We start from the raw sequence: 12,333 nt of genomic DNA, 5'->3' as shown, positions 1-12,333 counted from the left end.
ACAAAATAAGGCTCTGTTATTTTTTATACGCTGTATTCTCTAAAGGGAGTTTATGTCTAAAGTTTCCGTCTTTTTTATAGTAAGCATTCTGGCAGGCCGGAGCACCTGGTATAACCACTATTTCACCCAGCCCCTTCGCTCCGTATGCTACACTGTTAGGATTGTTTTTCTCAATTAAATGAACATCAACCGGAGGCATTTGAGTTGACCTGAACAGTCCAAGAGTTCCGTATTTGACCTGTGGGACTCCATCCTTCAGCGGCAAATCCTCTGTTAAGCCGTATCCAAGCCCCATGGCTACACCTCCTTCAATCTGGCCTCTTGCGGCAACAGGATTTATTGCTCTTCCTACGTCGTGTGCCGCAATTACCTTGACCAGTTTACCCTGATTATCTATTATAACCAACTGAGTTGCATATCCGTATGCTATGTGGCTTACCGGATTTGGTTTATCTGAACCAAGAGGATCAGTTTTGAAATCAAATTCGCCTTTGTAAATTTTACCTTCAAGCTCTTCAAGCTTCATCCCGCTATCCATATCCTTTTTGAGTTTTAACGAAGCCACGCGAGCTGCTTCTCCGGTAAATACCGTCTGCCTTGATGCCGTGGTAGTTCCTGCATCAGGCGAATGACTTGTATCCGGATGGTCAACAATTATCTTATCATTGGGCAGCCCTGTTGTTTCACATACAATCTGATATATGACAGTCTGAACTCCTTGACCTATTGCACCTGCTGAGGATCTTGCGTGAACAATTCCGTCAATAACCTCAAGATTACACCTGCCTGCATCAGGCACCGCAACGCCCAATCCCGCGTTTTTCATAGCACATGCTATGCCAACATGGTAATTTAAATCTTCTTCATATTTATCAAAATCTGCTTTTACCGCCTCCAGTGTTTCTGCCATTCCTGTTCCATCATCTGCAATCTGGCCATTAGGCAGCGATTGACCCGGCCTTATTGCATTTCTGTACCTTATTTCCCATCCTGAAATACCGGTTTTTTCGGCAAGCTGGTTAATTAAACTTTCTATAACAAATGCGGATTGTGTAACTCCAAAGCCTCTAAATGCTCCTGCCGGCGGATTGTTTGTATAGTACGCATTACCTTCTATATCTACGTTCTGGTAATTGTACGGACCTCCGGCATGAGTGCACGCCCTTTGAAGAACAGGTCCACCCAAAGAACCGTAGGCACCTGTATCAGATGTAAGTCTTGCCTTCATTCCCTGAAAGATTCCATTTTCATCGCACCCTATTGATGCGTATATCTTCATTGCGTGTCGCTTGGGATGATAGTTTATGCTTTCCTGCCTGCTGAAATATACTTTCACAGGGCGCTTCAAAAGAAACGCACAAAGAGCCGCCTGATGCTGCACGCTCATATCTTCTTTACCGCCGAACCCTCCTCCGACAGCCGCACTTTTTATTCTCACTTTCTCCTTTGGTATTCCAAGATACAGTGCCAATTCATTATATTCATCATAAATTCCCTGTCCTCCTGTTATTACCTCTACACCATCATCCCCGATAGGTACGCCGACTGAAGTTTCAGGCTCTAGGAATGCGTGCTCGGTAGGCGGAAGATCAAATGTACCTTCCACAACATACTTAGAATTTTTCAGCGCCTTTTCTGCATCCCCTCTTTTAACTTCTTGATGCGAAAACAAATTATTTTCAGGGATAACCATTTTCCCAAACTGCATAAAGCCTTCACTATGAATTTGGTGAGCCCCGGGAGCTGCTGACTCATCGGGGTTTGTAATCGGTATTAACTCTTCGTATGATACATTAACCGCTTTAACAGCTGCTTCTGCCTGTTCTCTTGTCTCTGCAACAACCATTGCAATGGTATCACCAATGAATTTTGTCTGCTCGCCCACATCAATCATACCCGGCCAGTCATGAGCAAGATGCCCTATATATCTTTTCCCCGGAATGTCCTTTGCTGTAAACACCGCCACAACACCCGGCATTTTTAAAGCTTCTGAAGTATCTACAGACAGCACTTTTGCACGTGCGTACTTGCTGAATACATTTTTTCCGTAGAGCATACCTTCAAAATTGAAATCATCTGAATACTTTGCTTTTCCAAGAGCCTTATCCTTGGCATCTATCCTTAAAATATCCTGACCAATTCTTACGCTTTTTTCTTCTTTTGGTATATCAGTATTTTCTCTTAAAATTTTTGCCGCCATCATAATAGCTTCTTCAATTTTTGCATACCCCGTGCACCTGCATATATTTCCTCTTATTGCCTTCTTAACATCGTCCTTTGAAGGATCACTGTTTACATCAATAAGTGCTTTAGCACATATAACCATACCTGGTATACAAAAACCGCACTGCACAGCTCCGGCTTTTGCAAATGCATAGCTGTAAACATCTTTTTCTCTATCCGACAAGCCTTCTACAGTCACAATTTTCTTGCCTTCAAACTTGGACAGCTTCATTACACACGATTTTACAACCTTTCCATCTGCAATTATTGAGCAGGCACCGCAAGCACCTTCATCACAGCCGTTTTTCACAGAGATTAATTTCAATTCATCTCTTAAGTAATCCATAAGACTTTTATCTTTATCTGTTTCATAAACTACTCCGTTTATATTTAAAGAATACATATTAGTCTTCCTTTCCTTTTTTATTTATTCTCTGAATAAATTTACCGGTACATTCCTGTATCTTCAACTTTTCATTTTCGACGATAATATTTCCCCTCTGTATTGTTGTTTCCACAACATAATCTATTTCAAAGCCTTCATATGCACAGTAATCAGATGCACCATGCCTGTTTTTCTGACTTATTTTTTGCTTTTCTTTTTTTAAAATTATGATATCGGCATCAGCCCCTATTTGCAGGCTGCCTTTTTTAGGGTATAATCCAAAAATTACCGATGGATTAGTACAAAGTTTATCGATAAGTGTATTAATCGATATACCTCTTTTTATTCCTTCCGTCAGCACAATTTCCATTCTTTCTTCGACTCCCGGTACTCCTCCCGGAGCAATTCTGAAGTCAGCTTTTCCATCTAGTTTCTGATTAAACAAAAATGGACAATGATCTGTCGCTATAACATCTACATCGTTATTCTCTATTCCCATCCATAAAGCCTCAACATCATCCTGTTTTCTCAATGGAGGTGACATTATATATTTTAAACCTTCATTGTTTTCTTTTCTGTAGCATTCTTCTGTCAAAATTAAATATTGCGTGCATGTTTCACAATATATGTTTTTTACTCCTCTTCTTCTTGCTGAAATAATTTCATTAAGACCTTTTTTTGTAGATACATGTACAAAATACAGGTGCGGATACCCTGCAATCTCACTTAAGTATATCATCCTGTTAATAGCCTCTGCTTCAGTAAAATCAGGCCTGGTAACAGCATGGTAAATCGGTTTTGTTTTTTCCAGTCTGCCGTAGTATGATCTTAAATATTGTATAGCTCCGTCGTTTTCCGCATGTACTGCAATTACAGCGCCAGTTTCTTTTGCCTTAGACAAAACCATTAATATTTCTTTGTCGCTTAGCATATGGCTGTATGTCATATATATTTTAAAGCTTGAAATTCCCTCATCAGTAAGCTCCCGCACTTCGTTTAAAATGTTTTCATCAACATGCTGAAAAACGCCGTGAAAACTGTAATCAATTAATGATTTTTCTTTTGCAAGCTTGTGATATTCGTTAATCATATAATGCAAATTAGAACCTTCGGGCCCAAAAGCAATATGATCTATAATCGTTGTTGTACCTCCAAAAGCCGCAGCTGTCGTGCCTGAGTTAAAATCATCGACAGCCCTGTAATTTCCTAAATCCAGATCCATATGAGTATGAACATCGACTCCTCCTGGAATTACTAATTTTCCGGATACATCTATTTCTTTATAATTATTCTTATTATCTAAACTTTTTCCTATTGTTTTTATTGTACCGTTTTCAATCAGTATATCGGCTTCATAACCTTCACTGTTGTTCCTTATTAATCCGTTTTTTATTAATAGATTCAAGGTAACCTCCTAATAAAAAGCACACTTTATCAATTACAATACTGCACGCTGTCAAAAATATTGCTGCATCATATATAGCCTCAGGTAGCCAATACGCGCAAGAATACGCGTATTGGCCTTCTTTGAATGATGTTGACAGTCTGATTCTTCACCATCCGTAATTAACAATGCATATTGCTTTATTCGCTATTTCTTTTCCATAGCTTCACGCTCTGCTTTTTCTTCTGCTATGGTCTTTTTAGGTAATAAAAGATTTAACATAAATACTACAACTGTTGCTAAAACAACCGGGGAGCTTGCAAATACCATTTTAAACCATGACGGCAGATATTGAAGTCCCTCACTAGGTATTTGAGTTATACCCATGCCAAGTGCAATACCAAGGCCTACAATAGTTGTATTTCTTACAGACATTTCGTCCTGAACTATTAACTTCATACCAGTCATGGTAATTTGAGCAAAAACAGAAATAGTTGCACCTCCGATTACACACTGAGGTATTGAAGTCATAACAGCACCAAATTTCGGTATGAATCCTGCGAACAGTATCATGAGAGCAGTAATTCTGAATACTTTAAGGCTTACAACCTTGGTCATTGCTACTATCCCAACATTTTGACTGTATGTAGCCGTAGGAAGAGCCCCTATTAAAGAACCTATAATGCTTGTTACTCCGTTTGCCTTAATACCGCCTGAAAGCTCTTCATCTGTAGCTTCTCTGTCCATCCCACCAACTGTTGTACCAGATAAATCTCCAACAGCCTGCACTGAATTCACTACAAACATCACCGCCATACTTATGACCGCAGCAACCGGAAATTCCAATTTGTACGGCATTATAGCAGGAAGATTAAACCAATCTGCCGAATATATTGAATCAAATGATACTATTCCTGCAATTAAGCTTGCTATATATCCTACAACAATACCCATTAATATTGCAGCTAACTTTATATATCCTTTTCCAAACATGTTACACAATAAAACCACAGCAAGTGTTAATAAAGCAATTCCCCAATATACTAATCCTCCATATCTTGGATCCGTAGATTGAAATCCTCCTGCCATATAGTTAACAGCAACTCTGTATAAAGACAACCCTATAGTAAACACCACTGTTCCTGCTACCATGGGAGGAAAAAATCTTCTGATTTTCTTAATAAATACACCTACCAAGAAAGCTGTAAAACCACCTATCATCTGTGCTCCCAATACAGCACCTATTCCATATTCTCCGCCTATAGCCAATATTGTAGGTATATATGCAAAGCTAACTCCAATAATAACCGGAAGCTTGGACCCTATTCCAAACATAGGGAAGGTTTGAATAAGTGTTCCTATTGCTGCAATGAACATACTTGCCTGCACCAGCTGAATCTGCTGGCTCGGACTAAATCCTACAGCCCCCGCCAACACCAATGCAGGCAGTACATTACCTACTATCATTGCAAGCAAGTGCTGCAACGACATTGGCATTGCCGAACTCAATCCTGGGTTACTGTCAAGATTGAACAATGATTTGTTAGCAGTTGTATTGTTATTTTTCATAATTGTTTCTCCTTATTTTTAGTATTGGCATGCATGCTTTCAAACAATAAAAGTGTGCGGCTGCATATCAAGCCTCATACATGCCCATATCATGCTGCTTTGCAGAATAATTAATATGCTTCATTCATAATTACATCAACGGCCAGATTTTCTTTACCCTATCTCTCGACTCAGACATTATTTTCTTTGTATCTGCTGTCTGTATTTCCCTGTTTCTCATAACAAATCTACCGTTTATAACAGTGTCGTTTACAAGCCTTCCGGATATTCCAAACAAGACATGCCCAAACCAGCTGTTTTCATTCATCGGTGTAAGCGGATCATAATCAATCGTAATAATATCCGCATATGCACCTTTAGCTAGAACTCCCAATTTTCTTTTGAAATACTTTTCAAGAATTTTAGGATTGTTATTAAACTGCATTTTTTTAGTTTCCGCAAAACCTGCGGTAGGGTCGCAAAGATGATGGCTTTGCAATATATTTGCTACCTTCATTGACTCAAACATATCATTAGTATATGCATCTGTACCAAGTCCTACTCTCAGCCCATGCCTAAGCATTGACAACACGGGCGGACATCCTACCGCATTGTTCATATTTGATTCAGGATTGTGAACCACACTTGTATCTGTCTCTTTTAATATTTCAATTTCTCTTTGATTTGTATGAACGCCGTGAACTGCAATAGTTCGTTCACCCAGTATTCCAAAATCATGTAATCGTTCAACTACCCGCCTGCCATATTTTTTCAGGGAATCATACTGGTCTTCAATTCCTTCAGCCACATGAATATGATAGCCGTCATACAATCCTTCCATAGCTTCTCTTACTTTATACATGGTTTCGTTTGACAATGTAAACGATGCGTGTAGGCCGAATAATGCCTTTACCATTTCACTGTCATTATTTTGACAAGCTTTAATAAAGTTAATATTTTCTTCAATTTCCTTTAATGCAGTTTCTTTTCCATCTCTGTCAGACACCTCATAGCATAGTGAAGTTCTTATCCCCAGCTTCTCTGCTGCATCTGCAATGGCTAACAAACTCCCTGTAGCTGAATTTGGTCCAGAATGATGATCTATAAGGGTTGTTACACCATTTTGAATTGATTCTATATAGGTAGTCAATGCATTCAGTCTTACATCCTCAAGAGTCAGTTTTCTATCCAAGCTCCACCACAAATTTTCCAGCACGGTGAAAAAGTCCACGGCAGGCTTTGAAATTGACATCCCTCTTGCATAAGCACTGTATATATGACTATGTGCACATATCATACCTGGCATTATTACTTTGCTATTAACATCAATGAATTGTTCTTCCGGGTATTTTGCTTTGATGATTGCAGTTTCACCAACATCTTCTATAATGTTTTCCCTAACCAGAACTGCTCCATTTTCAATGAATGTATTAAATGAATCATTAGTAATAATTTTACCATTGCCTATAATCATAATTAACTCCTTTTCATTACGAGTGTATCCATGTACCGGTTTTTCCAGCCAGTCCGTCAGCTGCTTTTTCTAACGAAGTAATCAATGCCTTTCGTCCTTGTTTCGATGTTACAAATGACATCGCAGCTTTAACTTTAGGAAGCATAGATCCTTCCGCAAACTCCTTGTCAGCAATATATTTTTCTGTTTGCTTCAACGTTAAATCTGACAGCCATTCTTGATCAGGCTTTCCAAACTTAATTGCCACTTTTTCTACTGCTGTTAGAACAACAAAGCTGTCTGCATCTATTTTATCAGCCAGTAATGAACTGGCAAAATCTTTGTCAATTACAGCCCCCACTCCTTTTAAGTGATTTCCTTCTCTAACAACAGGGATTCCGCCTCCGCCGCAGGCTATTACGATTTCACCCCCCTTTAACAATGTTTCAATAGTTTCAATCTCTACTATATCCTGTGGTTTTGGAGAAGCGACTACTCTTCTGTATCCGCGACCGGAATCTTCAACAACTGTAATGCCTTTTAAGCGAGCATCCTCTGCTTCCTGCTCTGTCATGAAAGGCCCTATAGGTTTTGTAGGTCTTTCAAAAGCCGGGTCATTTTCGTCAACTACAACCTGAGTAATAATTGATGTTACTGATTTCTTAATTCCTCTGCTTAATAATTCCTCGCGCAATGTGTTTTGCAAATCATAACCTATATATGCCTGGCTCATTGCAACACACATAGATAACGGCATAAACGGAAATTTCTTATCTATCTTTCCGTATTCAGAAAATGCATTGTTTATCATGCCTACCTGAGGCCCATTTCCGTGTGCCACGACAACATTATATCCTGCATCTACCAAATCGGCTATGGCTGAAGCGGTATGCTTAACGGCCTCCATCTGTTCAGCCAAAGTGCTTCCGAGAGCATTTCCTCCCAAAGCTATTACTATTTTTTTATTCATAACTTCTTCCTTTCAGATATTTTCCAATAACATTATTATTGTAATAAATATGGGTGTTCTCTTACCATGGTTTCAAGAATCTTCTCAATTAAATTCTTATTTTCACCTGAGTTTTCAAAATCATATACATACTCTTTTTTATCTTCATTTCTTAATAAAAATTTATTATCCTTCATTTTAAGGATACCGGCATTTTCAGAATTCTCAAATTCATCCTTATCGGCAAATACTGTTACTTTTTTAAGATAAGGAAATCCTCCTCTGGTGCAGAATGTATGACAGTTGTCACATTCATTACATCTGTTTTCGATGTGCACAATCTGATACGGAGCATCAAATCTATCATCGTACACCTTTATATTAGCGCGATTCGGACAAACGTCTACACAAATTCCGCAATTAACCTTGAAGCAGTCATACACAGGAAGAGTATTATCTAAAAATCTTCCGTTTCCTTTGTTTTTATACTTTAAATCAGTCTTTGCTTCTTCAGCAACGTATTTTACAGCCTTAACATCAAGTTCGCCTAACTCTATTTGCTCTTCTAAAATCTTTTCCATCAATACTTTAAGATTTTTATACCCTCCAGGCTTCAGTAAAAGCGTAGAAACAGTAAGAGGCGCAACTCCAGTTTTAAGAACAGTCGACACGTTGTTTTTGTCAATTCCCCCTGATAGTGATATGTGTACATTTCCTTCCAATGCCTCGGCAAACATTGCTGCCACTCCCATAGCTATAGGATATAACGGCTTACCGGAAAGATACATACTGTCACCGGAAAGAACTTTCCTGGAATTATATACGGGCAAAGTGTTCGTCAGCTTTATACCTGTATGCACACCATGTTCATTGCCAATCTGTTTTAACTTTTTAACAATATCCACTGCCATATCGAATTTCAAATCATGATCAAAATCTTCCTGCCTTATGACAACATCGTTATAACCTAAATTATCTAATATGCGTCTCACATTTTCAAATCCTAAAAGCGTAGGATTGCATTTAATGAACGTATTTATTTTTTTGTTTTTAATTAGATGAGCAGCTATGTCTAAAATCTCCTCCGCTTTAGCACCGTGCATTGTTGAAAGCGTCACGGTATTCGTAATTTTGGGGGTAATTTTATCCAAGTCCTCAATTCGCAGTTTTTTAAATCTGCTTATGTTGTTTCTTAAAATACACATGCATTCATTGTATATTTCTGTGTTTTTTGCATCCTTCAAATTATCTATGAAATCAGATATCTTCTTGGACTGTATGCCTTCAAGGTTGTATCCCACACTAATATTAAATACAAAGTCCTTTATATCGGACAGCCCCAATTCAATTGCCATTGCCTGAATTAAAACCGATCCCTTAATGTATTCTGCTGCCGCTTCCTCTACAGTAAGCTCTGTGGACCATTCAACATTATAACCTACATTTTTTACATCTATGCACGGTTTTTCAATCATAGCCTGCATTTGTTCACCGTCGATTATTTGAACGGTCTTAAGCTCAAAGAACCTCGCTCCTGTTACATAAGCAGCCAGCAGATTTTGTGCTAATTGGGTGTGGGGGCCTGCAGCCGGTCCCAATGGATATCTTAAATACTCGTCATTAAAGATCATTTTAAGCCTATCATTAACATCCGTAAAAAAGTCCTTCTTGTCAATTTCAAATATCCTGCTCTTTGTGTAATAATCCTGCAGGCAATTTTCAACAAGATATTCAAATGGTAACGCATTCATTATATCGCTCATAGTAATCGCCTTTCTTCAGTAACGAGACGGGGGACGGAAATTCCGTCCCTAGCCTGAACCTATTTAATTATTTGTTATCAGTGTATATTGTAGGAAGTGCAGCATATACCGCAGCACATTTAACTAAATCCTCTTTCCATGTTTTTTCGTTAGGTGCATGCGCCTGTGCTTCTGCTCCCGGTCCGAAGCCTATTACAGGAATACCATTTCGCCCCATTATAGAAACTCCATTTGTTGAGAATGTCCATTTGTCCGTAAGTGGACGAACCTTTCTCATTTCATCCGTTTCCGGAGAACCGCTTCTGATCGTTCCATAAAGTCCCATATATGCTTCTTCCATTGCTTTTGTAACACTGTGATCCTCAGGAATTACCCAAGTTGGGAAGTAACATTCAATAGGATATACCAATCCTGTGTAGCTTGGCCTATCATAATTATACATACTTACTTTTGCGCCGTATTTTTTAACAGCTGGCAATTGGCGAATTTCCTCAAGACAACTTTCCCAGGTTTCACCGGCAGTCATACGTCTGTCTAATGAAATCGAGCATGAGTCTGCAACTGCACAGCGGCTTGGTGAAGTAAAGAAAATCTGAGAAGTTGTCACAGTTCCTCTTCCAAGGAATCGAGCTTCTTTCCATTCGCCGTTGTATTTTTCATCCAGCATCTTTACCAGGCCTTTAACTTCTTTATCATCAGTAGCATCATTTTCATTAAGATCTCTTATATTCATTAATATTTCAGCCATTTTATAAATTGCGTTGTCTCCTCTTTCCGGAGCCGAACCGTGGCAAGATACGCCCTGAACATCAACGCGGATTTCCATACGTCCTCTTTGACCTCTGTAAATACCGCCATCGGTAGGTTCTGTTGATACAACAAACTCAGGTCTTATTTTGCCTTCTTTAATTATATATTCCCAGCATAGACCATCACAATCTTCTTCCTGAACAGATCCGACAACCAATGCTGTATATTGATCATTTAAAAGGCCTAAGTCCTTCATAATTTTTGCTCCGTAAACAGATGATACAATACCTCCCAACTGATCGGAGGTACCGCGCCCGCCTATCTCAGTTTCAGATTCAAATCCCTCATACGGGTCAAAATTCCAGTTTGCAATATTTCCTATACCAACGGTATCAATATGAGCGTCAAACCCAACCAATGTTTTTCCTGTTCCCATATATCCGAGAACATTTCCCTGAGGATCTATCTCAACCTTATCAAATCCCACCGATTTCATTTCTTGTGCAATGCGGTCAACTACGCCTTTTTCCTCACACGACTCACCGGGAATAGCTACCAAATCTCTTAAAAATTTAGTCATTTCTTTTTCATATCCTTGTGCAGCCTGCTTAATTTTATTAAAATCTAAATTTGCCATTTCTTCTTCCTCCAACTATCTTTCTAATCTTGCTTTATTTTTATCTACCAAGTTTTGTAATGTCTCTACTGGATTTTTAATTTTCTGTAAGAATATCATAGATGCTATAATATAAGGTTTGTAGCTTGCTTCTTTATAAAGAGGAATCCTGTATCTGTCAAACACACTGGCATCAACTTCACCTTCCGCACAGCTCAAACCAGTTATATCAGCAGGAAGACAGTGAAGATACAGAGCTTTCCCCTCTTTTGTAGTCTTCATCAGCTCCTCAGTACAAGCCCAGTCCTTATGATTTGCATTTTGAGCCAGCAGCTTCTTTTCCAGCTCTTTTATTTCATCGAATTTGCCTTCACCATAAAGATTTGTTCTTTCTTCCATTGCCGCGAAAGGAGCCCAGCTCTTAGGATATACTATATCAGCATCTTTGAATGCTTCAGCCATGGAGTTTGTTTTTGTAAATGACCCTCCGTACTGCTCGGCGTTTTTCTTTGCAACTTCTTCAACCTCAGGCATTATTTCATATCCTTCAGGATGAGCAAGAACTACGTCCATTCCAAATCTTGTAAGCAATCCGATTATCCCCTGAGGAACAGACAGAGGCTTTCCGTATGAAGGTGAATATGCCCATGTCATAGCTATTTTCTTGCCCTTAAGATTTTCGATTCCTCCAAATTCATTTATCAAGTGAAGAGCATCTGCCATTGTTTGAGTTGGATGATCTATATCACACTGCAGATTAACAATTGTGGGTCTTTGCTCCAACACGCCATCCTTGTAGCCTTCTTCAACATATTCCGCAACAGACTTCTGATAAGTGTGACCTTTCCCGATATACATGTCATCACGTATGCCTATTACGTCAGCCATAAATGAAATCATATTTGAAGTTTCCTTTACAGTTTCCCCATGAGCTATTTGTGATTTACCCTCATCCAAGTCCTGAATTTCCAGTCCTAAAAAATTGCAGGCAGAAGCAAATGAAAATCTTGTTCTTGTTGAATTATCTCTAAACAATGAAATACCCAAGCCTGAATCAAATATTTTAGGGCTTATATTGTTCTCTCTCATGTACCTTAGAGTTTCAGCAACTGTAAATATAGCTTCCAATTCTTCTTGAGTTTTATCCCATGTCAAGAAAAAATCGTTGTGATAAAGATCCTTGTAATCTAATTTTTTTAAATTTTCTAACAATTCATTGAAATTCTTATTCATTTCTCTCTCCTTAATAGTCATTTAATTTT

Annotated in this window: 8 protein-coding genes; all 8 read right to left on the bottom strand. The window is 38.7% G+C overall.

The features are described 5' to 3' along the window. Positions 1–16: 16 nt before the first annotated feature. Positions 17–2,626 carry a selenium-dependent xanthine dehydrogenase gene (gene xdh / locus RBQ61_RS06540; protein ID WP_308139686.1) on the bottom strand — a complete coding sequence of 870 codons (2,610 nt, stop codon included), beginning with the start codon at positions 2,624–2,626 and terminating at the stop codon, positions 17–19. 1 nt (position 2,627) lies between these two features. Further along, the gene (gene hydA, locus RBQ61_RS06535; RefSeq protein ID WP_308139685.1) at positions 2,628–4,013 is read right to left on the bottom strand and encodes a dihydropyrimidinase; all 1,386 of its coding nucleotides are present in this window, start codon (positions 4,011–4,013) and stop codon (positions 2,628–2,630) included. A gap of 186 nt (positions 4,014–4,199) precedes the next feature. Beyond that, positions 4,200–5,561 (bottom strand): uracil-xanthine permease family protein, encoded by a 1,362-nt coding sequence (locus RBQ61_RS06530; RefSeq protein WP_308139684.1) that lies wholly within the window; start codon positions 5,559–5,561, stop codon positions 4,200–4,202. Positions 5,562–5,691: 130 nt separating this feature from the next. Beyond that, entirely contained in the window at positions 5,692–7,014 is a 1,323-nt protein-coding gene (ssnA, locus tag RBQ61_RS06525; protein ID WP_308139683.1) for a putative aminohydrolase SsnA, read from the bottom strand. 16 nt (positions 7,015–7,030) lie between these two features. Then, positions 7,031–7,963 (bottom strand): carbamate kinase, encoded by a 933-nt coding sequence (arcC, locus tag RBQ61_RS06520; protein WP_308139682.1) that lies wholly within the window; start codon positions 7,961–7,963, stop codon positions 7,031–7,033. Between the two features lie 35 nt (positions 7,964–7,998). Further along, on the bottom strand, positions 7,999–9,705 hold the full coding sequence (locus RBQ61_RS06515; RefSeq protein WP_308139681.1) for a hypothetical protein: 1,707 nt from the start codon (positions 9,703–9,705) through the stop codon (positions 7,999–8,001). Between the two features lie 67 nt (positions 9,706–9,772). Further along, a complete protein-coding gene (locus tag RBQ61_RS06510; protein WP_308139680.1) occupies positions 9,773–11,092 on the bottom strand; it encodes a YgeY family selenium metabolism-linked hydrolase in 1,320 nt (439 codons plus the stop codon). 15 nt (positions 11,093–11,107) lie between these two features. Next, a complete protein-coding gene (gene ygeW, locus RBQ61_RS06505) occupies positions 11,108–12,304 on the bottom strand; it encodes a knotted carbamoyltransferase YgeW (protein ID WP_213925512.1) in 1,197 nt (398 codons plus the stop codon). Between the last annotated feature and the right edge of the window lie 29 nt (positions 12,305–12,333).

It is taken from the genome of Sedimentibacter sp. MB35-C1 (assembly GCF_030913635.1).
GTDB lineage: Bacteria > Bacillota > Clostridia > Tissierellales > Sedimentibacteraceae > Sedimentibacter.
This window is presented reverse-complemented; position numbering and strand designations above follow the sequence as displayed.

Coding starts and splice junctions, on each gene's coding strand:
- RBQ61_RS06530 (WP_308139684.1), bottom strand. CDS start 5,561: ATGAAAAATAACAATACAACTGCTAACAAATCATTGTTCAATCTTGAC.
- RBQ61_RS06510 (WP_308139680.1), bottom strand. CDS start 11,092: ATGGCAAATTTAGATTTTAATAAAATTAAGCAGGCTGCACAAGGATAT.
- arcC (WP_308139682.1), bottom strand. CDS start 7,963: ATGAATAAAAAAATAGTAATAGCTTTGGGAGGAAATGCTCTCGGAAGC.
- ygeW (WP_213925512.1), bottom strand. CDS start 12,304: ATGAATAAGAATTTCAATGAATTGTTAGAAAATTTAAAAAAATTAGAT.
- RBQ61_RS06515 (WP_308139681.1), bottom strand. CDS start 9,705: ATGAGCGATATAATGAATGCGTTACCATTTGAATATCTTGTTGAAAAT.
- ssnA (WP_308139683.1), bottom strand. CDS start 7,014: ATGATTATAGGCAATGGTAAAATTATTACTAATGATTCATTTAATACA.
- xdh (WP_308139686.1), bottom strand. CDS start 2,626: ATGTATTCTTTAAATATAAACGGAGTAGTTTATGAAACAGATAAAGAT.